16 protein-coding genes and 1 pseudogene are annotated in these 20,720 nt (G+C 67.8%); 7 read left to right on the plus strand and 10 right to left on the minus strand.

Annotated features, from left to right (window positions below):
* Positions 1–108 precede the first annotated feature (108 nt).
* Positions 109–2,502, plus strand: a complete 2,394-nt coding sequence (locus BLR03_RS10620; RefSeq protein WP_091252352.1) for a RelA/SpoT family protein — start codon at positions 109–111, stop codon at positions 2,500–2,502.
* A 14-nt stretch (positions 2,503–2,516) separates the two neighbouring features.
* Here the strand turns inward: BLR03_RS10620 and BLR03_RS10625 are convergent, their stop codons facing one another.
* From BLR03_RS10625 to BLR03_RS10635, 3 genes are all read right to left on the minus strand, one after another.
* Positions 2,517–3,152 (minus strand): type IV toxin-antitoxin system AbiEi family antitoxin, encoded by a 636-nt coding sequence (locus BLR03_RS10625; protein ID WP_254788377.1) that lies wholly within the window; start codon positions 3,150–3,152, stop codon positions 2,517–2,519.
* A 103-nt stretch (positions 3,153–3,255) separates the two neighbouring features.
* Complete coding sequence (locus BLR03_RS10630) at positions 3,256–4,692, minus strand: DUF349 domain-containing protein (protein ID WP_254788390.1); 1,437 nt, start codon at positions 4,690–4,692, stop codon at positions 3,256–3,258.
* A gap of 235 nt (positions 4,693–4,927) precedes the next feature.
* Positions 4,928–5,734, minus strand: a complete 807-nt coding sequence (locus tag BLR03_RS10635) for a peptidylprolyl isomerase (RefSeq protein ID WP_091252357.1) — start codon at positions 5,732–5,734, stop codon at positions 4,928–4,930.
* 264 nt (positions 5,735–5,998) lie between these two features.
* Here BLR03_RS10635 and hisS point away from each other — a divergent pair, with 264 nt between their 5' ends.
* On the plus strand, positions 5,999–7,348 hold the full coding sequence (hisS, locus tag BLR03_RS10640) for a histidine--tRNA ligase (protein WP_091252360.1): 1,350 nt from the start codon (positions 5,999–6,001) through the stop codon (positions 7,346–7,348).
* On the opposite strand, the gene BLR03_RS10645 is transcribed toward hisS, so the two are convergent.
* Complete coding sequence (locus tag BLR03_RS10645) at positions 7,345–8,688, minus strand: APC family permease (protein ID WP_091252361.1); 1,344 nt, start codon at positions 8,686–8,688, stop codon at positions 7,345–7,347. The genes hisS and BLR03_RS10645 overlap by 4 nt on opposite strands.
* 121 nt (positions 8,689–8,809) lie before the next feature.
* Here BLR03_RS10645 and aspS point away from each other — a divergent pair, with 121 nt between their 5' ends.
* Positions 8,810–10,594, plus strand: coding sequence for an aspartate--tRNA ligase (gene aspS, locus BLR03_RS10650; RefSeq protein ID WP_175460490.1), 1,785 nt, complete (start codon positions 8,810–8,812; stop codon positions 10,592–10,594).
* 232 nt (positions 10,595–10,826) lie between these two features.
* The gene (locus BLR03_RS10655; RefSeq protein ID WP_254788392.1) at positions 10,827–11,618 is read left to right on the plus strand and encodes a GNAT family N-acetyltransferase; all 792 of its coding nucleotides are present in this window, start codon (positions 10,827–10,829) and stop codon (positions 11,616–11,618) included.
* Between the two features lie 70 nt (positions 11,619–11,688).
* Here the strand turns inward: BLR03_RS10655 and BLR03_RS10660 are convergent, their stop codons facing one another.
* The 6 genes from BLR03_RS10660 to BLR03_RS10685 all read right to left on the minus strand — a co-directional run bounded on the left by BLR03_RS10660 (position 11,689) and on the right by BLR03_RS10685 (position 17,074).
* On the minus strand, positions 11,689–11,904 hold the full coding sequence (locus BLR03_RS10660; protein ID WP_091252367.1) for a hypothetical protein: 216 nt from the start codon (positions 11,902–11,904) through the stop codon (positions 11,689–11,691).
* Positions 11,905–11,943: 39 nt separating this feature from the next.
* The gene (locus BLR03_RS10665) at positions 11,944–13,341 is read right to left on the minus strand and encodes an MFS transporter (RefSeq protein WP_091252369.1); all 1,398 of its coding nucleotides are present in this window, start codon (positions 13,339–13,341) and stop codon (positions 11,944–11,946) included.
* Positions 13,342–13,352: 11 nt separating this feature from the next.
* A complete protein-coding gene (locus tag BLR03_RS10670; protein ID WP_091252371.1) occupies positions 13,353–13,682 on the minus strand; it encodes a Dabb family protein in 330 nt (109 codons plus the stop codon).
* A 1-nt stretch (position 13,683) separates the two neighbouring features.
* Positions 13,684–15,372 carry a 4-oxocyclohexanecarboxylate 2-dehydrogenase gene (locus tag BLR03_RS10675; protein ID WP_091252373.1) on the minus strand — a complete coding sequence of 563 codons (1,689 nt, stop codon included), beginning with the start codon at positions 15,370–15,372 and terminating at the stop codon, positions 13,684–13,686.
* 36 nt (positions 15,373–15,408) lie between these two features.
* Positions 15,409–16,170, minus strand: a complete 762-nt coding sequence (locus BLR03_RS10680) for an SDR family NAD(P)-dependent oxidoreductase (RefSeq protein WP_091252424.1) — start codon at positions 16,168–16,170, stop codon at positions 15,409–15,411.
* A gap of 118 nt (positions 16,171–16,288) precedes the next feature.
* Positions 16,289–17,074 (minus strand): IclR family transcriptional regulator, encoded by a 786-nt coding sequence (locus BLR03_RS10685; RefSeq protein WP_091252375.1) that lies wholly within the window; start codon positions 17,072–17,074, stop codon positions 16,289–16,291.
* Positions 17,075–17,206: 132 nt separating this feature from the next.
* On the opposite strand from BLR03_RS10685, the gene BLR03_RS10690 reads away from it, so the two are divergent.
* From BLR03_RS10690 to BLR03_RS10700, 3 genes and pseudogenes are all read left to right on the plus strand, one after another.
* Positions 17,207–18,934, plus strand: coding sequence for a 4-oxocyclohex-2-ene-1-carboxylate 5-dehydrogenase (locus tag BLR03_RS10690; RefSeq protein ID WP_091252377.1), 1,728 nt, complete (start codon positions 17,207–17,209; stop codon positions 18,932–18,934).
* Between the two features lie 21 nt (positions 18,935–18,955).
* Positions 18,956–19,729 (plus strand): IclR family transcriptional regulator, encoded by a 774-nt coding sequence (locus BLR03_RS10695; RefSeq protein WP_091252378.1) that lies wholly within the window; start codon positions 18,956–18,958, stop codon positions 19,727–19,729.
* Between the two features lie 452 nt (positions 19,730–20,181).
* Positions 20,182–20,720 (plus strand): annotated as a pseudogene (locus BLR03_RS10700) (DUF222 domain-containing protein); the annotation flags it as partial.

Consider the following 20,720-nt stretch of genomic DNA (forward strand, 5'->3'; position numbering starts at 1 on the left):
ACGTCCTTGGGGACGACCTCCGGCCCGCCGCCGTATCCGGGCCGGTTATCGAAGTATCCTGCTGCGGGAATACACTTGAATAATTAACCGGTCGCGAGAGGTGTTCCATTGGAAGAACGTTCGACGCCGGTGCCGGAGGCACCTGCGGGCAAGGGCCAAGGCCAGAGTTCTCAAACTGGCCTGGTGGCTCCCGGACGTCCTGATGTTCCCGTGCCGGTCGATAATTCGGGCGCCCGGCCCACGTTCCCCGGACGCCGTGAACGGACGAGGTCACGCCTTGCCCGGCTGACGGGCCGCGGAGCCCCCGCCTACTCTCCGATCCTGGAGCCGTTGCTGCGCACCGTCCGGGCCAACAACCCCAAAGAAGACTTCGATCTGATCCAGCGCGCCTTTGTGGTGGCTGAGCGCTGCCACCGTGGCCAGAAGCGCAAGAGCGGCGACCCGTACATTACCCACCCGGTGGCGGTGGCCACCATCCTTGCCGAACTCGGCCTCAGCGGCACGACGCTGGCCGCAGCCCTGCTGCACGACACCGTCGAGGACACCTCCTACACGCTGGCCGACCTCAAGGCCGAGTTCGGCCCGGAAGTGGCCATGCTGGTGGACGGTGTGACCAAGCTGGACAAGGTCAGCTTCGGTGAGGCAGCCCAGTCCGAGACCGTCCGCAAGATGGTCGTCGCCATGGCCAAGGACATCCGCGTCCTGATGATCAAACTCGCCGACCGGCTCCACAACGCCCGTACGTGGCGCTTCGTCTCGGCCGAGTCCTCGGCGCGCAAGGCCCGCGAAACCCTGGAAATCTTCGCCCCGCTGGCCCACCGACTCGGCATGAACACCATCAAATGGGAACTGGAGGATCTCTCCTTCGCGGCCCTCTATCCCAAGGTGTACGAGGAAATCGTGCGCATGGTGGGGGACCGGACCCCGGAGCGCGAGAAGAACCTGGCCGTCATCCGCAACCAGATCACCGAGGACCTCCGCGCGGCAAAGATCAAGGCCACGATCACCGGACGGCCCAAGCACTACTACTCGATCTACCAGAAGATGATCGTCCGCGATAAGGACTTCGACGACATCAACGACCTCATGGGCGTGCGTGTGCTGGTCGACTCCGTCCGGGACTGTTACGCGGCCCTCGGCGCGATGCACTCTCGCTGGAACCCCCTCCCGGGGCGGTTCAAGGACTACATCGCGATGCCGAAGTTCAACATGTACCAGTCCCTGCACACCACGGTGATCGGTCCCGGCGGCAAGCCTGTGGAAATCCAGATCCGGACCCACGAGATGCACCGGCGGGCCGAGTACGGTGTGGCCGCCCACTGGAAGTACAAGGACCAGCCTAACCGGACGGCCGCCGGCCCCGGCAGCCCGCGCGACGGCGACATGGGCTGGCTGCGCTCCCTCGTGGACTGGCAGCAGGAAACCTCAGACCCCGGCGAGTTCCTCGACTCCCTGCGCTTTGAGATCAACGCCCGCGAGGTGTTTGTTTTCACCCCCAAGGGCGAGGTCATGGCCCTGCCTGCCGGCTCCACGCCTGTGGACTTCGCCTACGCCGTGCACACCGAAGTGGGTCACCGGACCATTGGCGCACGCGTCAACGGCAAGCTCGTCCCGCTCAACAGCGAACTGAACCATGGCGACTGGGTGGAGATCTTCACCTCCAAGGCAGAGGGCGCCGGGCCCAGCCAGGACTGGCAGCACTTCGTTAAGAGCGCCCGGGCCCGGAACAAGATCCGGCAGTGGTTCAGCAAGGAACGCCGCGAAGAAGCGATTGACCGCGGCAAGGACCTGCTGACCAAGGCGATGCGCAAGCAGAACCTTCCGCTGCAGCGGCTCATGACCCACGACGCCCTGGCGGCAATCGCGGAGGACTTCAAGTACGCGGACATCTCCGGGCTTTACGCCGGCGTGGGCGACGGCCACACCTCCGCGCAGTCCGTCATGGAGCGGCTCGTGGAGAGCCTTGGCGGGAACGAGCACCCGGACGATGACCTCGCCGAGGTCTCCATCCCCACCCAGGTCAGCAAGGCCCGCTTCTCCGATTCCGGTGTTGTTGTCCGCGGCGTGGACGACGTCTGGGTGAAGTTGGCCCGGTGCTGCACGCCGGTCCCGCCGGATCCGATCCTTGGCTTCGTTACGCGCGGCTCCGGAGTCTCGGTTCACCGGACCGACTGCACCAACGTCAGCGGCCTGATGGACCAGCCGGACAGGATAGTGGAAGTGGACTGGGCGCCGACCCAATCCAGCGTGTTCCTGGTGGAGATCCAAGTCGAGGCGCTGGACCGCAAGTCACTGCTCTCCGACGTCACCCGTGTGCTCTCGGAGAACCACGTCAACATTCTGGCGGCGAGCGTCCACACCTCCACGGACCGGGTGGCGATCTCCAAGTTTGCCTTCGAGATGGGCGACCCGAAGTACCTGAGCCACGTGCTCAGCGCCGTCCGCCGGATCGACGGTGTCTTCGACGTGTACCGCACCACCGGCAACCGCCGCCGGAGCTAACGCGTTTCAGCCAGCTACTCCGGCTGCGGGACGAGGGCGGCGAGCTTCGCCAGTGCGGCCTTCTTGTGCGGGACGCGCGGGCTGGCCTCGACGGCCAGCCTGAGCAGCCGGAGCCGCACCCCCAGCTCGGGACTGGCCAGGAGCGTCCGCAGGGCCGGCACGGCGCGCTCCGCCTCCACGTGCAGGGCCACATCCAAAGCAGTGCGCAACGGGCTGGACACCATCAAACCGCCCAGGCTCACGACGTCGAACGGGCCCAGCCGCACTTCATGGAAAGTACAGCCGCGCACGGACCTCAGGCTGGAAAGGCGGCGGTTGGCATCGACCAGCAGGGCCAGGCGGTCAGGTTCGTCGGCGCAGCCATAGATCCACGCAGCGGTCATCCGTCCTGCCACCACCCGCTGCCGGATCGCCGGCGCCACGGCCAGGGACGCAGCGCGGGCGCGCAGCTGAGGACTGGCCGGGACACCGGGCGGCAGGTACCCGCGCTGATACAGCTGCGTCAGCACGCCGTCGGCGGCCATGGCCTGCAGCTCCGGCCAGGAGAACAGGGCGCCGGGGGAGTAAAGCTCGCGCTGCTCCCGACCCGGGCCCGGGCCCGGCACCGGCAAACCCGGACGTTCCGCGGGGGCGCGGGGCATGAGTACCATTCCGCCATCGTTCCCGGTTCCCCGGACACAGAACAGGCCCCGTTCCGGTCATGTGGATAAACCGAAACGGGGCCTGGAATGTTTTTCCCGGCGTGCCGGGTGCTTAGGAGAGTTCGCTCGCTGAGCGCTCAAGCTGCTCGAGCCAGGCCTGGCGCGCCTCGAGGGCCTCCTGGGCTGCCTTGATCTTGCGCTCGTCGCCGGCCTTCTCCGCCTTGGCGAGGTCTTCCTTGAGACCGGCAATGGCGGCTTCGAGCTGGGTCAGGGCACTGTTGGTGCGCGCCTTCGTCTCCGGGTTGGAGCGCTTCCAGTTCTCGTCCTCGGCCTGGCGGACGGCGTCCTCCACCTTCCGCAGACCGGCTTCGATGCGGCCCATGTCGGCGCGCGGAACCTTGCCGGCTTCTTCCCAGCGGTCACGGATGGACTGCAGGGCCTTCTTGGCAGCGTTGAGATCCTTGATGGGCAGGAGCGCGTTGGCCTCCACCAGGAGCGCTTCCTTCACCACGAGGTTCGCACCGTATTCCTGGTCGATCTCGTCGTTGGCGGCCTGCCGGTTGGTGAAGAAGACATCCTGGGCGGCGCGGAAGCGGGCCCACAAAGCGTCGTCGTCCTTGCGGCTGGCGCGGGGCGACGCCTTCCATTCGTCCATCAGGCGGCGGTACTCGCCGGCGGCAAAGCCCCAGTCGGTCGAGGAGGAGAGTGCCTCGGCTTCGGTGATCAGCTTCTCCTTGACTGCCTTGGCAGCCGAGTTGTTGCTGTCCAGTTGGGAGAAGTAGGCGCGGCGGTGACGGTCGAAGACCGTCCGGGCGGCACGGAACCGCTTCCACAGCGCGTCTTCGTTGCTGCGGCCGAGGCGGACGCCGCTCTTCTGGGCGATCTTCCAGCTCTCGAACAATTCGTTCATCCGTGCGCTGGAGGTCTTCCACTGGATCTGCGCAGGATCGTGGCCGGCGATTTCCTCGGCCTCGGCCACAATGGCCTCGCGGGCGGCAAGCTCGGCGGCGCGGACGGCGTCGTGTTCGGCTTTCTCGGCCTTCTCGAGCTCGCCGATCTGCGTTACCAGGGCATCCAGCCGGGCCTCCGCGGAGAGGTAGTCGCCCACCATGTTCCGCTCGGCAAGCTGTTCGCGCAGGTGCGTGACGGTCTTCTGCATGTCCGTGGTGGGCGCCTTGGAGCTCACGCGCTGTTCCAGCAGAACAATCTGGGCCACGATGTCCTCGAATTTGCGGGCGAAGTAGCCCAGCGCCTCGTCCGCGCTCACTCCGGGGTACTGGCCGACGGGGTATTCCGTGCCGTCAACGGTCAGGAAGACGTGGCCGTCACCTTCAACACGGCCCCAGCGGGCCGCCTCGGCCAGCGAGGCTGCGGAGGAGACTGCCGCGGGTGCGGGAGCCGGTGCGGCTGCGGAGGGCTTGGCTTTGGGCCGGGCAGCGAAGGCTGCCGGGCTCGGCGCGGGCCGCGCCGCCGCTGACGGGGCGGGAGCAGCTGCCTCGGCAACAGGCTCGGCTGCCGTTTCCACTGCCGGGTCCGCCGGAGCGGCCACGGCGGGATCCGCGGTCTCGGCGTTCTCGCCTGCCGCGGCGGCCGATGCCTCGGCTGCCGTTTCCGGTGCCGTGTCTACGGCAGCGCCTGCACCCTCGGCAGTGGTTGCCTCGGGTTCGGTTTCGTTGGCAGCGGCTGTTGCCACTGTTTCGTCGGATTTCTGACTGTCTGTCACCGCTAGAAGTCTTTCGCTTGGAGGGAAATACCGGGACTACGGCCTTCAGGGCCGCAGCTGGTTACTTCAGTGTGAACGAGTCTATCGTGACTGGTTCCACAGGTGCGCCGTCCGTGGCGTTACCGCCCGGCTTCAGACCGGCGGCGGCAATCCCGCCGACCACGTCGAGCCCGGAGGTGACCTTGCCCACCACCGTGTAGCCGCCGGCGGCATCCGCGGGAATGACGGTGTCCTTGTAGACGATGAAGAACTGGGTGCCGTTGCCGTTGGCGTTGCCGCTGGTCCGGGCCACGGCGATGGTTCCGGCCGGGTACTTATTGTCCGCCGGGGTGTTCTCCAGCGGGCCCCACGTGTAGGAAGGATCGCTGCTGCCGTCGCCGGTCTTGGACCCGCACTGCAGGACACCAAACGTCTCGCCCGTGGTCAGCCGGTGGCAGCTGAGGCCCTTGTAGAAGTTCTGGTCGGCGAGGGACTTGAAGACGGCCGCGGCCTGCGGGGCCTTCGTGCCGTCAATTTCAACGCCAAGCGTGCCGCGGTTCAGCGAGAGTTCGCCGGTGAAGGTTTTGCCCGCGGCAGTTTCCGGTTTGGGGATGTTGTCCGCATTCGTGGCGGCCGCCGTCGGCGTGGCAGACGCCGAGGGGCTCTGCAGTCCCGCCTGCGCGGCCGCGAACTCTTCTTCGGTCGGGTTCGACGAAAAGACGGTGAGCTGCAGGACCAGGGCCAGTGCGATCGCACCGGTGCCCGCGCTGATGGCCAGAACGTTATCCCGCTTGCGGCGCTTGTCCTGGTCCCGGCGCAGGCCGCGCCTGGCCTCCATCTGCTGAACGCGCCGCTTCGCCTCGCGTGCGTTGCGTGAACTGGCCGCCAAAGGTCCTCCTGGTTGTAAGGTGCGTGACCGTGACGGGCCGTGGGCGCCGTCGCGGTCACAGCTGCAAGCTGCCGGCAGTCCCGCCGGGCCGCCTCCGTTGGAAGAAGCGGGCGCCGAACGCATAAACTGACTGCCGCACACAGTTTATGCACGACTGGCCGGTCTGCCGCCTATCTTCGTTACGTTTCGACAGAGAATGCCGCGTGACGCCCGCGCCCGGATTCTGCACCAGCACCAGCAGCAACTAGAGGAGAAAATTTCACCATGGCACGCACAGCCTCCCTGTCAGGATTCCCCGAGTGGCTTCCCGAGGAGCGGCTGGTGGAACTCCATGTGCTGGACACCCTGCGCCGGACGTTTGAGCTCCATGGCTTCTCCTCGATCGAGACCCGTGCCGTGGAAACGGTGGGGCAGCTGCTGCGCAAGGGGGAAATCGACAAAGAGGTCTACGGCCTCAGCCGGCTCCAGGACGATGAAGGCGACGCGGCGGCCAAGACCGACCCGCACGCCCTGGCCCTGCACTTCGACCTCACTGTGCCCTTTGCCCGCTACGTCGTGGAGAACGCCGGCTACCTGGCCTTCCCGTTCCGCCGCTACCAGATCCAGAAGGTCTGGCGTGGCGAGCGTCCCCAGGAGGGACGGGCCCGCGAGTTCACGCAGGCGGACATCGACGTGGTCGGCGACGGCGAACTGCCGTTCCGCTACGACGTCGAAATAGCACTCGTCATCGCCGAAGCGCTCAACGCGCTGCCCATCCCCGACTTCCTGCTCCGGATCAACAACCGCAAGCTGGCCGAAGGCTTCTACACCGGAATCGGGCTCACCGACACGGCCGGCGTTCTCCGCAGCATCGACAAGCTTGAGAAGGTCGGACCCGCGAAAGTGGCCGAGCTGCTCAAGGAGGAACTCGGGGCCACCGACGAACAGGCGCAGGCCGCCCTCAAACTCGCGGGCATCCGCACCATGGACACGTCCTTCGTGGACCAGGTCCGGGCGCTGGGCGTCAGCAACGAGCTGCTCGAAGAGGGCCTGAACGAGCTGGAACAGGTTATCGCGGCCGCCGTCCAGCGCGCACCCGGCCGCGTGGTCGCGGACCTCAGCATCGCCCGCGGGCTCGACTACTACACGGGCACCGTGGTGGAAACCGTCCTGGTGGGACACGAGCAGCTGGGCTCGATCTGCTCCGGCGGACGTTACGACGCCCTGGCCACCAAGGGCAACCGCAAGTTCCCCGGCGTCGGCCTCTCGATCGGCGTGACCCGCCTGGTGTCGCGGATCCTGAGCCAGGACCTCGCCAAGGCCACCCGCTCCGTTCCGACCGCCGTCCTGGTGACCCTCAACAACGACGACAGCTGGGGCGCGGCGCAGGACGTCGCGGCGCAGCTGCGCAGCCGGGGCATCGCCACTGAGGTCGCCGCGAAGGCCGAGAAATTCGGCAAGCAGATCAAGTTCGCGGACCGCCGCGGCATTCCGTTCGTCTGGTTCACCGACGACGACGGCAAGCACCAGGTCAAGGACATCCGCTCGGGCGAGCAGGTTGACGCCGACCCGGCCACGTGGACGCCCGCCGAAGAGGACCTGCACGTCCGGGTGACCGCCGTCGGCGGGAACTAAAGCTCCCGCCGCCGCGAAGTCCTGCGCCATCGCAGGACCAGGAACCGCCCGGCCACCCCGACGGCCAGCACCGCCGCCATGACCAGCATGGAGGCCGGCGGGAGGGTCACCGCCAGGACGAGGCAGCCGAGGAAACCCAGCACGTTGAGCCAGCGCGGCGCATGCCATGGGCGGCGGGCCAGCGTGAAGGCGGCGGCGTTGGTCACGGCGTAATAGATGAGCACCCCGAAGCTGGAAAATCCGACGACGGTCATCACGTTCGTGCTCAGCAGCAGGACGATGACGACGGCGGCGACCGCCAGTTCTGCGACGAACGGGACAGTGTGGGCGCCGCCCACCCGGGCCAGCCGGGCCGGCAGGTCACGTTCCCGGGCCATTGCCAGGGTGGTCCGGCCCACTCCGGTGATCAGCGCCAGCAACGCGCCAAGACACGCGGCCGCCGCCCCGGCCTGGACGAGGGGAACTCCGGCGCTGAGCTGTGAGACCGCCACCGCGTCAAGCAGCGGCGCCGTCGAACCCGCCAACTGCTGCGGCGGCAGGTGCCACTGCAGCAGCGCGGCCAGGCCGAGGTAGATCACGAAGGCCCCGGCCAGCGCTGCCAGGATGGCGCGCGGGATGGTGCGGGTGGGGTCCTTGACCTCTTCGCCCAGGGTGGCGATCCGGGCGTAGCCGGCGAAGGCGAAGAACATCAGCCCGGCCGCCGGAAGGACGCCCCAGCCGACGCCGGACGGCGTCGGGAAGGCCGGTACCGCCGACACCGCAGGGGCGCCATCCGGGTGCGGACCCAGCAGCGACGCCACGGCGACGAAAGCGATCGTGGCCAGCACAATGGCCAGCAGAATCCTGGTCAGGAAGGCGGTCCGGGTAATGCCGAGCAGGTTGACCCCGGTCAAGACCACGACGGCGGCGACCGCCAGCGGTGTGGCGTAGGCCGGTGCCACATAGTGCCCGAACGTGAGCGCCATTGCCGCGCAGGACGCCGTCTTGCCCGTCACGAAGCCCCAGCCCGCAATGAACCCCGGCCATTCGCCAAGCTGCCGTCGACCATACACATAGGTGCCGCCGCTGGCGGGGTATTTGGCCGCCAGCTGCGCCGAGGCGACGGCGTTGCAGTAGGCAATGACGCCGGCGACGGCCACGGCCAATGTCAGCAGCGGGCCGGCCAGGGCGGCGGCGGGGGAGAACACCACGAACACCCCGGCCCCCAGCATGGAACCGAGGCCGATCGCCGTGGAATCGAAGACGCCGAGCCGGCGCTGCAGCTGTTGCTGCCCGGGGCGCTCCACAGGCCGCTCACCGGGCCCGTCGCCGGGCTGGGTTCCGTGACGCCGGCTCGCCATGGCGGGAGGGTCCTTTCTAACGGGTAAACTCGAACGGGATCGTTCCAGTAGTGATCCTATAGAGCGTCATTCTTTAATATCGCTTTTGATTTTCCCTCTGTCTTCTTCAGAAAGGCGTGCTGTGCTGCGCACACATGACCTCGGATCGCTTCGCTCCGAGCACATTGGACAAACCGTAACCCTCGCCGGCTGGGTCGGCCGGCGTCGTGACCACGGTGGTGTCGCATTCGTTGACCTGCGCGACGCGTCCGGCGTCGCCCAGGTAGTGGTCCGCGAAGAAGAGGTCTTCCACGGCCTGCGCAACGAGTACGTGCTGCAGATCGTCGGCACCGTGTCCCAGCGTCCCGAGGGCAACGAGAACCCGGCGCTTCCCACCGGTGAGATCGAGGTCATGGCCGAGAAGGTCACCATCCTCAACACCTCCGATCCGCTGCCGTTCCAGATCGACGAGCACGTTGAGGTCGGCGAGGAAGCCCGCCTAAAGCACCGCTACCTGGACCTGCGCCGCCCCGGCCCCGCCCGCAACCTGCGCCTGCGGTCGGAGGCCAACCGCGTGGCCCGCGAGCTCCTCCACCAGGACGGCTACGTGGAGATCGAAACCCCCACGCTGACCCGCTCGACGCCGGAAGGCGCCCGCGACTTCGTGGTCCCCGCGCGGCTGGCGCCGGGCTCCTGGTACGCGCTGCCGCAGTCCCCGCAGCTGTTCAAGCAGCTCCTGCAGGTGGGCGGCTTCGAAAAGTACTACCAGATTGCCCGCTGCTACCGCGATGAGGACTTCCGCGCGGACCGCCAGCCGGAATTCACGCAGCTGGACATCGAGGCCAGCTTCGTGGACCAGGACGACATCATCCAGCTCGGCGAGAACATCGTCAAAGCTCTGTGGAAGCTGATCGACGTCGAGATCCCGACGCCCATCCAGCGCATCACCTACCACGACGCCATGGCCCGCTATGGCTCGGACAAGCCGGACCTGCGCTTCGGCCAGGAGCTCACCGAGCTGACCGAATTCTTCAAGGACACCAACTTCGGCGTCTTCAAGGCGCCCTATGTCGGTGCCGTCGTCATGCCCGGCGGCGCCTCCCAGGCCCGCCGCGCCCTCGACGCCTGGCAGGAATGGGCCAAGCAGCGCGGCGCCAAGGGCCTGGCGTACGTCCTGTACAAGGAAGACGGCGAACTCGCCGGTCCCGTGGCCAAGAACCTCACCGACACCGAGCGTGCGGGCCTCGCCGACGCCGTTGGCGCCAAGCCCGGTGACTGCATTTTCTTCGCCGCCGGGGAGAAGACCCCGTCCCGTGCCCTCCTGGGCGCGGCCCGCGTGGAGATCGGCCACCGTACCGGCCTGATCAACCCCTCCGACTGGGCCTTCTGCTGGGTCGTGGACGCGCCGATGTTCGAGCCGGCCGCCGCCGCTGTCGCGTCCGGTGACGTCGCCGTCGGAGCCGGCAAATGGACCGCCGTGCACCACGCATTCACCTCGCCCAAGCCGGAGTTCATGGACACCTTCGACCAGGATCCCGAGTCGGCACTGTCCTACGCCTACGACATCGTCTGCAACGGCAACGAAATTGGCGGCGGCTCGATCCGTATCCACGAGCGCGATGTCCAGGAACGGGTCTTCGAACTCATGGGCCTGGATAAGCAGGACGCCCAGACCAAGTTCGGCTTCCTGCTCGAGGGCTTCAAGTTCGGCGCCCCTCCGCACGGCGGCATCGCCTTCGGCTGGGACCGCGTTGTGGCCCTGCTGGCCGGTGTGGAGTCCATCCGCGACGTCATCGCATTCCCGAAGTCCGGCGGCGGCTTCGACCCGCTGACCCAGGCGCCCGCCCCCATCACGGCGCAGCAGCGCAAGGAAGCCGGCGTGGACTTCAAGCCCGAGGCCAAGAAGGCCCCCGAGGCGAAGAACTAGCCGTCCAGCATCAGCATCAGCATCAACAGCAGGGGCTCCCCGGGAAACCGGGGAGCCCCTGCCGTCTGCACAGGTGCCTCTCTGCACAGTTTGCCCCTTCATTCGTTCCGGACGGAGAACCGCGATGGATCAGAGCCCGAACCCCGCACCGAACCCCACACCGAACCCCACACCGAACCCCGCACCGATCGCGCCGCGGAACCCGGCAACGATTCCCGGGCTGGAGGCGCTGATGGATGCCGCGTGGGCCGCCGCCGAACGCCAGGAGTCCGGCGGGTGGGTGCTGCGGGCCGCGTCCGGCGTGACCCAGCGGGCGAATTCGGTCTGGACGCGGGATCCCGGCGAGGACCCGCACCGCTTGATCGCCAGCCTCCGGGAGGCGCGGCTGTGGTACCGGGACCGGCGGCTTCCGCTGATCTTCCAGAGTTTTGACGGCCCGCGCCACGCGGCCCTCAACGCCGTGCTCGACGGCGAAGGGTTCACCCGGCAGTCCGAAACCCTGGTCCTGGTACGTCCGTCCGGGACGGTGCCCGGCGGCGGCTCCGCCGGCCCGGACCCGGCCGTGGAAATCACCCGTGAGCCCACTGGCGACTGGCTGGATCTGTGGTGGAGCGTCGACGGCCGCGGCGGGTCGGCCGAGCTCGCCGTCGCCCGCGGCATCCTCGAAGGCTGCCCGGCCGTCTACGCCCTGGTGCGGGACGACGACGGCGGGCCGGCCGCCGTCGCGCGGCTCGCCATGCCCGGCACTGTGCCCGCCGTGGCCGGGACTGCGCCCGCCGGGCCGGGCTGGGGCGGACTGTACTGCATGGCGACGCGACCGGACGCGCGGCGGCGCGGCTATGGCGGCCGGATTGTCCGGGCCCTGCTGCGCGAAGGCGACGCCCGCGGGCTGGAGGGCTACTGGCTGTTGGTGATGGCGTCCAACGCCGGGGCCCGGGACCTGTACGCACAAGCCGGCTTCCGCGAAGCCTGCCGGTACCTCTACCGGCAGGAACGGCCGAAGCGTCACCTGACCGGCTGCTGAAACGGCGCCTGCAGCACCCGAACGGATCGGGGCGGCAGGCGCCGTCGGGCAGTGCGGAGCCGCAGGCGCCCTACATGTCTTCCGTGTCATAGTGCAGGCCGAGCCACGGCGAGGCAGTCAGTTCACCGGTGGAGGGCCGAGGCGTGGCCGGAGGTTCCCCGGTGTCTGCGGCAGGGACCAGGCACCCTGCGGATCCGTACATGCCGGACCCCTGCGGTCCCAGGATCCGGGTCCCGGCCACGTGGATTGGCCAGTGGTGCGGGAACGCGCTGTGACGTCTGGACATGGGGTTCTCCTTCGGTTGGCGGCGGGGAGTGGTGGCGGTTCAGGGAAGCTGCAGGGCCTGCCGGGCCTGCTGCCCGGCGGGATTCTCCCCGGCGAGCAGTTCCCGGCGGCGGGCCGTCCCGGCCAGGTACGGGCCGCCCAGGTCCTGGATGGGGGTCGTGAACGTCTCGCGGGAGAAGTACACGGAGACGGCCGCAATCAGCATGCAGACCGTGGCGAAGACTGCCACGGGAACCCACCCGGTGATGCCGGGGGTGAGCAGCATGCCGGCGATCATCGGGGCGAAACCGGCCAGGACCAGGCCCAGCTGGTTGCCCATCGCCATTCCCGTGTAGCGCACCGGGGCGGCGAACTGCTCGGCAAAGAACGAGGGCCAGATGCCGTTGAAGCCGGAGTACAGCACCGTCATGTTCAGCAGAGCTGCCAGAAACACCAGCACGATATTGCCTGAGGACAGGGCCAGGAAGTACAGGAAGATCGTGATCGAGCAGCCGATCGCGGCGGTCAGCAGCAGCGGGCGCCGGCCGATCCGGTCCGAGAGCCTCGCGGCCAGCGGCATGGCGAACATCGACAAGCCGATGGCGACGGCGTTGACGGTCAGGATGGAGGCCCGGTCAAACCCGGCGGTGGAGGTGGCGTAGGCCAGCCCGAAGACGGTGAAGATGGTCTGCATGACGGACATGATGGACATGCCCATCACGCGGAGCACATCGGGGCCCTGGAACTTCAGCACGTCCTTGACCGGCATCGGGGCGACCTGCCGGTGTTCCTGGGCCTCCTCGAAGACCGGGGTCTCATCCAGGTGGGTCCGCACCCAGTACGCGATGGCCAGGACCACGATGGAGAGCCAGAACGGAATGCGCCAGCCCCAGCTCATCATGGCTTCCTGCGGCATGGACGTGACCGGGATGAAGACGAGAGTGGCGAGCACCATGCCGGAGGCGTAGCCGGTCATCACAAAGCTGGTGAAGAACCCGCGCCTGCCCTCCGGGGAGTGTTCCAGCGTGAGCGTGGACGCGCCCGCCGATTCAGCCCCGGCGGAGAAACCTTGCGCGAGCCGCCCGGCCACCAGCAGGATCGGGGCCCAGATGCCCACCTGCTCGTAGCTTGGCAGGAAACCGATGCCGAGCGAGGCCAGGCCCATGATGCCCAGGGTCAGCAGCAGGATCTTCTTGCGCCCCAGCTTGTCGCCGAAGTGGCCCATGACGAGCCCGCCCACCGGCCGCGCCACGTACGCGACGCCGAAGGTGGCGAAGGCGCCGATCAGGCCGATGGCGGGGTCGGCGGCGGGGAAGAACAGGTGCGGGAACACCAGGGCCGCGGCGGTCCCGTAGATGAAGAAGTCGTAGTACTCCAGGGTGCTGCCCAGGAAGGACGCCAGGGCTGCCTTCCGCGGTGTCTTTCGCGCGGTCAGGCGTGGAGCGGGTGCAGTGTGCATGGGGATCTCCTTTAAGACGACGGCGTCTTAGTGGCAGCCGGCTGGGTATCCCCGAGGTGGAAGTCCACCGAGAGGATTTGCTGGCTGTTGGGGAATGAATAGGCCTTGAGCGGTTCGTGCAGCGGATGGGTGTTGTACACCGCGATGTCCTCGACCTTTTCGAAGTCCGCCACGATGGCGTAGTCGAAGGAGCGCTCTGTGCTGAGCACATCCGGGCCGTGGGTCAGGCTGAGCATGCCGGGGATATTCCCGGTCATCTTGTTGAGTCCGGTGATCCAGGCCTGCTTGTCGGCGGGCGGGAAGTCCGGTTTGAACTTGAAGAGGACGGTGTGGCGGATCATCTCAGGCCTCCACCAGTTCGGCGGCCGCGTCAGCGGTGGCCGTGGTGCGGGCCGTCGGGGCGAAGCCGGGGTCCTGGCCGGCGATGGTGCGGCCGGCGAGGTAGCCCATGGTCATGATCGGGCCGAGGGTGGCGCCGGCGCCGGGGTAGCCGGCTGCGTAGGCGTTTTCGGTCGTGTTGCCGGCGGCGTAGAGACCCTCGATGGGGCGGTTGTCCACGTCCAGGACGCGGGCGCGGCCGTCCGTGGCGACGCCGCCGTTGGTTCCGAAGGCGCCGTTCACTACCTCCATGGCGTAGAACGGTCCGGTCTGGAGTGGGCCCAGGGAAGGGTTCGGGTACGGGTTGTCGCCGTCGCCCCAGTATTTGTCGTACGCGCTTTCGCCGCGGCCGAAGTCGGGATCCTCGCCCTTGACGGCGAACTCGTTGAACCGCGCCACAGTCGCCGTCAGGTTTCCGGCGGGAACGCCGATTCTTGCCGCGAGTTCCTCCAGTGTTGCCGCTTCAATCAGGTAGCCGGGGGTGGGCTGGCCGGCCCGGTGCGCCAGGATGCCGTAACGCTCCATGTAGGCGTGGTCGACGATCACGTGTGCCGGGGTGTTGAGGGTCTGGTTCCGGGGGGAGTCCCAGGACTGCAGGCTCCGGGCGAGGTCGTTGTAGTTCTGGGATTCGTTGGCGAAGCGGCGGCCGTGGCGGTTGACCATCAGGGATCCGGGGCCCTGGCGCTCGAAGCGGAGCAGGGTGCCTATTGGCTGCCCGTCCCGGGTGTCGCCGGTGACCGACATCGGGGCCCACCAGGCTTCCCGGGTACCGCGGGTCTGGCCGCCGATCCGCTGGGCCATCCGCAGGCCGTCGCCGGTGTTCGAGGGCGGAGAGCACATCGTGTAGAGCCGCGAGGCGAGCATGGAGTCGGCCAGTGCCTTGTCCCATTCGAAGCCGCCGGTGGCCAGCACCACGCCGTCGTTCGCCTGGAAGACGTCGCCGGTTTCGAGTTCGACACCGGTCACCCGGTCGCCGTCGGTGAGTAGGCGATGTCCGCGGGCCTCGGTGACGAGGGCTGCGCCGTCGCGGACCAGGCTCGCCAGGAGCATGGATACGAGGGCCTGGCCCTTGGCCACGAAACCGTCGGCCTGCCGCCGGTTCAGTTCGTCCCAGGGAAACTTGGTGAAGGCGCCCCAGTTTTCGTATTCCTGCATGGTGAACGGGGCGCGGCCGTCGGTGCGGACGTGCGGGGTGAGCGCGCCCAGGGCTTCCCTGCTGTTGAAGAGTTCGGGCTCCACCGTGCGGCCCCCCCCGACAGCGCCGGGCAGGTCCTGGCGGTAGTCCGGGAAGTTGTTCAGGAAAATGAAGCGGACGCCGCATTCCTCTTCAACGAAGCGGAGCATCTGGTCCCCGTACTCCAAGGCGGCGTCCAGGAGTTCCTCCCGTCCCCGGCCGCGCGCCACGGCCCGCACATATTTGGCGGCAGCTTCCTTGGAATCGGTGATGCCGGCTTCGCGGGCGTGGTGGTTGTCGGCCACCCAGAGCATGCCGCCGGAGACGGCTGAGGTGCCGCCCAACAGGGAGCTCTTTTCCAGGACGACGACGGACTTTCCGGCACGGGCGGCGGTGGCCGCCGCGGTGAGGGCGCCGGCGCCGGAGCCGACGACGACGACGTCGTAGCGGTCCGACGCGGTTCCATGGACCAATTTCATGGTGTTGCCTTTCAGGAGGGGAAGAGTATGCGGCCGTCAGACGGCGGTGTAGCCGCCGTCGATCACGAGCTCGGAACCTGTGGTGAACCGGGACTCGTCGGAGGCCAGGTAGAGCACGCCGTAGGCGATTTCGTCCGGTTCGCCCTGCCGCGGGAGCGGGTTTGAGCCGACGAGCTGCTTGTAATAGGCCTCGGGGCCGATGTCGGACTGCTCGGCGGAGCGGCGGCTCATGCGGGTATTCATGGACCCGGGGTGGATGGAATTGACCCGGATGCCGTGGCTTCCGTAAGCCGCCGCATCGGATTTGCTCAGCAGCCGGACGGCGCCCTTGGTGGCGTGGTAGAGCGGCACGTTCCGGCCGCCCGTGATGCCGTGGATGGACGAGAAGTTGATGATGCTGCCGGCGCCTTTCTCGATCATGCCGGGGACCACGTGCTTGGTCATCAGCCAGACCCCCTTGACGTTGACGTTGAAGATCGTGTCGAAGTCCGTCAGCGATGCGGTGTGCGAGGCACCGGCCGGGCCGATGATGCCGGCCGCGTTGACCAGGATGTCCGGGGCGCCGAGTTCGTCCGTCACCCGGCGGATCGCGTCAGCGACGCTGTCCTCGCTGGTGACGTCGACGTCGTACTGGCTGATGTTTTCGTGGGTGGCGGCGGACGGAATGCCCGCAACGTCCAGGCTGGCGACCTTCGCGCCGTGCTCGGCGAGCAGGGCGGCGGTGGCGCTGCCCAAATCTCCGCGGCCACCGGTGACTACGGCGGTCTTCCCGGCCACGCGGCTCTGTGTGGGGTTCATGTGCTGCTCCTCATACTCCTGCAGCATCTTCGCTGCCTCTAAGCCAGAGTGGCAGGGGAGTTGTGACGGCAACCACACGATTGCCGATGAACGGCAAAATCTGAACCGCAACCGTGGTTCAGTGACTTTGGCGGAGGGTTCCCTTGAGCTCGCCTCGCCAGCCGAGGGTCCGTGAGATGCCCCGTGCGGCGGCCATCAGCACGGGGACCCGGGCGGCCGCGTTCTCCTCGTTGCGCGGCACCACCACGCTGAGAGCGGCGCGGATGGTGTTCTCGGGGCCGAAGACGGGGACGGCGATGCCGCTGGACTCGGGCACGATCACGCCGGGCATGGCTGCGAAGCCGCGCTGCCTGATCTCGGCCAGGTGGCGGCGCAGCAGGGCGGGATCGGTCAGGGTGGTTTCGGTGTACTTCGTCAGGGGGCGGGCCAGGATGGAGTCCTGGTAGGCGGCGGAGGAGTAGGCGAGGAGGACCAGCCCGGACGACGTCGCGTGGACGGGGAGGCGGCCGGCGATCTTGGTGATGTCCACGATGGTCTTGTCGGAGCCCAGCCGCTCGATGTACAGAACCTCATCCGAATCAAGGATGCCCAAGGTGGTGGAGTGCTGCACCACCGCCTGGACGTCCTCCATGAACGGCAGGGCGGCCTCCCGCAGCCCCAGCATCTTGGACCCGCGGGAAACGAGTTCCCACATCCGGGTGCCGATGTGGATGTCACCGCCGGGTTCGCGTTCGAGGAGCCGTTCGAGCAGCAGATCGTTGACCAGCCGGTACGTCGTCGTCACCGGGAGCCCGGTCCGGCGCCCCAGTTCCGCGACGCTCATGGAGGTGTGGCCGTCGTCGAACGCGCTCACGATCTTCACGAAGCGTCCGATGATCGACTCGCCCGATGCGGAATTCGCCATTGAACCTCCTCAGGATTCCCGCTCAATGGTAATCGTCCTCGCGGTGATCCGCGCCACCGGCTCTACTGGGGGTCTAGCATTCCAACCCGGCTGCCGCAGTGAAGCGTGCCGCCGACTGAACGGAGCAAAACCATGAGCAAACCCGTCCTCTGTGATGTCCTCGTCATTGGCTCCGGTGTGGCCGGAATGGCCGCAGCGTTGAAAGCCGCCTCGCAAGGACTGAACGTGATCGTGGCCGAGAAGGAACAGTACTTCGGCGGCACGACGGCGATCTCCGCCGGTTGGGCGTGGGTCCCCGGCAACAAGCAGGGCGTGGAGCAGGGGGACACCCGGGAGGAGGCCGAGACCTACCTGAGGAACCTGGCCCCGGAGACGTTCAACGAGGCCGGCGTCCGTGACTTCCTGGATACCGTGCCGGAAGCCATCTCCTTCTTCGAAAACGAGACCGAGGTGAAGTTCACCTACCCGGAGAAGTCGCCGGACTACAAGATGGACCTGCCCGGCGCAAAGCTCTCGGGCAGGGCCATTCTGCCGCAGGATGTTGACGCACGCGTGCTGGGGGACAAGCGTCTCCTCATGCAGCCGTACATGAGTTCCTACACCGTGTTCGGCTACATGCCGCAGGTCGGCCCGGATATCAACGAGTTCTTCCACGTGAACCAGTCGGTCAGTTCGTTCGTGTATGTGGTGAAGAAGCTGCTGCGCACCTGGGCCGACGCCGCCCGCTACAAGCGACCCGTCCTGCGCTCCAACGGCAACGCGCTGATGACCCGCATGGTCAAGAGCGCCGATGACCTGGGCGTGCGCCTCTGGAAATCTTCGCCGGCCCTCTCCCTGACCCGCGACGACGCCGGAACCATTACGGGGGCGGTCGTCGGCGGCGAGCATGCCGCCACAGTCACGGCGCGGCTCGGCGTCGTCCTCGCCGCCGGCGGCTTCTCCGGCAACAAGGAACTGCGGCAGCAGTACTTCCCGCACGACGCCGACGGCGATGACCACTTCACCCCGACCGTAGGCCACGGCGGTGACGCCGCCACCCTGGCGATCAGCGCCGGCGGCCACATCGACAATTCGGTATTCAGCGTCGGGTCCTGGGCGCCGGTCACGGTGTTCAAATACCTCAACGGCAAGCAGCGCCTTTTCCCGCATCTGCGCGCCATCGGACTGCCGGGGCTGATCGCCGTCGACCGCCACGGCAAGCGGTTCGGGAACGAAGCCCTGAGTTACCACGACTTCGGCGGCACCATGATCGAGCACAATAAAGGCCAGGACAAGACGTTCGGGTACGTGATCGGTGATGCGAAGACGATGCACAAATACGGCATCGGCTATGCCAAGCCCTGGCCGATGCCGCGCGGCTACTTTTACAAGACCGGGTACCTGGTCAAGGGCGCCACCCTGGAGGAACTGGCCGGCAAGCTCGGCATCGACGCCGCGGGTCTGAAGGCGACGGTGGCGGACTTCAACCCGGCCGCGGAGCGCGGCGAGGACCCGTCCTTTGGCCGCGGTTCCACGCTCTACAACCACTTCCGCGGGGACATGGAGCACAAGCCGAACCCGAACCTGGCCCCGGTGGGCAACGGCCCGTACTATGCCGCCAAGATTCAGATGGGCGACCTCGGCACCTTCGCCGGGATCGGCGTCAACGAATGCTCCGAGGTGGTCACTGAAGAGGGGACTGCCATTCCCGGCCTGATCGCCGTCGGTGCGGCAGTGGTCAGTGTCTTCGGCGGCGGCTACCCGGGCTACGGCTCGCACATCGGGCCGGCCCTCGTGTTTGGGTACCGGGCGGGCCGCGACATCGCGAAGCTCTCCGCGGTCCGGGGTGTGGAGCGTGCGGCCACCGTGGAAGCCGGCTAAGGCATAGGGCCGGAGGCGTCCGTGGCAAACTCACCCACCGGTGAATCGGTCATCAGCCGCGTCGTGCGGCTCATGAGCGCGTTCGACCGCGACCTTCCCACCATGACGCTCTCCGGCCTGGCCCGCCGCGCAGACCTGCCCCTGACCACCGCCCACCGGCTCGTGGACGATCTGGTGCTGCACGGCCTGATCGAGCGGCTGGCGGACGGGAACCTGCGTTCGGGGATGCGGATGTGGGAGCTGGCAGCACGGGGATCGCGTGCGCTGAATCTTCGTGAGCTGGCATTGCCCTTCATGGAGGACGTCCAGGCGGTCGTACACCAGCACACCACGCTGGCGGTGCTGGACCACGGGACCGTGCTCTACGTGGAGCGGCTGTCCTCGCCCCAATCCAGCCTGGACGCCGCCCATATCGCCCAGAGGATGCCGATTCACGCCGCCTCGTCCGGCCTGGTGCTACTGGCCTTCGCGCCGGCTGCCGTCCAGGACGACGTGCTTTCGCGCCCGCTGCCGGCGGTGACCGCGGAGACCATTACTGACCCGGCACTCATCCGGAAACACCTGGCCGACATTAGGCAGCGCGGCTACGTTGCCCTGCCGGGCATCGGCGTAACGGAATGGACGGGCATCGCCGTGCCCGTCTTCGGCCCGGACAACACCGTCGCCGCCGCGCTCAATGCCATCGTTCCGCGGCAGGAAGCCGCCGTGCCCCTCACCGTCCCGGCGCTCCTGACCGCAGCACACGGGATCTCCCGTGCGCTCAAAGCCTCCGGCCCGGTTCCCCGGCGCGTCTGATGGCGTGTCTGTGGACGTGTCCGCGAGCGGCGGTGGGCGGCGGTCTGCCGGGCCTATGGGTGCACCGTCAGGCGCCATCTCCTAATTCGCGGGCTGTAATCTGCCCCAGGAGCCGGGCCGTGATTGCAAAGGCAATCAGGAACGAAAAAAGGGCAAACGATGCGCCGATTGCAAGAAGTGCCGCCAGTTCACCCCGCTGGTTAACAGAACAGCGGCGGCCAGTATGGCCGATGCTGAGCACGCACCCCAGCCAGCTGCCCAGGCTTGAGCCTCGATGGACGGGGGAAGGGCGAGTTCCACGCTTGCACGAACAGGTCTACAGCAGACCCTGTTGCAGGCACCACGGCGACCACAGCACCGGTCAAAAAGATGTCACGGCAGGCCAGGCGTCATTGCCAGCGTCCCGTCGCAGCACCGTCAAGATTGTCAGTGCCCCTTCATAGACTTGGGGTATGAAAAGCAGGGCGGCGTGGAGCGGGGACAGCGGGGCGGCGGTGGAGGCCGTTGCCGCGTCTGTGGCTGTGCTGGCTGCCTTGCTCGGGTCCGGCGCGGATCACGCCGATCCGGCCGCCGCCGATGCCCTCCGGGATGGCAATGACCTGGGTGACTCTGATGCCGTGCGGGGTGCTGGTCGGCCCGGCGCCGTGGGTGGTGATCCGTTGCGGGATCTGGCGGATGCGTTGTTGGACGGGTTGGCCGGGGTGGCCCGGTTGGAGGCCCGGACGGCGGCGCTGAAGGTTCAGCTGGCCGCCGACTACGCGCGGGCGGCCAGGTTCCTGGCCCCGCCGGCGGGATCCGTGCGGGACCGCGCCGCCCAGGAAATGGCGCTGGTGGCCGAGGTCGCGTGTGTCCTGACCGTGAGCGAACGCACCGCCGGGGCCTTCTTGTCCGAGGCCCGGGCCTTGACGACGGCGCTGCCGCTGACTCTGGCGGCGCTGCGGGCCGGGACGATCTCCTGGCAGCACGCCCGGATCCTCGTCGAGGAAACCGG

This window comes from Arthrobacter sp. ok909 (genome assembly GCF_900104405.1).
In the GTDB taxonomy this organism is placed as follows: domain Bacteria; phylum Actinomycetota; class Actinomycetes; order Actinomycetales; family Micrococcaceae; genus Arthrobacter; species Arthrobacter humicola.